Raw genomic sequence first — 267 nt, forward strand, 5'->3', positions numbered from 1 at the left:
ATCGCGACCTGATCGTCGCTTGGCGCAACAATGCCCCGGTCAGGCTGAGCGACGTGGCGAACGTAGTCGATTCGACCGAGAATGTGCGCCTGGCCGCCTGGATGAACCGCACGCCGGCCGTGATCGTCGACGTCCAGCGCCAGCCCGGCGCCAATGTGATCGCCACGGTGGATGCGATCAAGGCGACGCTCCCCGCGCTCGAGGCGCAACTTCCGCCCGACGTGCACGTGACCCTGCTCACCGATCGCACCGCCGGCATCCGCGCCT

Annotated in this window: 1 protein-coding gene; it reads left to right on the forward strand. The window is 68.2% G+C overall.

What is annotated here, in order from left to right:
- Positions 1 to 267 (forward strand): efflux RND transporter permease subunit (locus NLU14_RS22020; RefSeq protein WP_275710627.1); only part of this gene is annotated, 267 nt, incomplete at both ends.

Origin of the sequence: Marinobacter iranensis (assembly GCF_029207565.1) — a bacterium.
GTDB classification, from domain to species: Bacteria; Pseudomonadota; Gammaproteobacteria; order Pseudomonadales; family Oleiphilaceae; genus Marinobacter; species Marinobacter iranensis.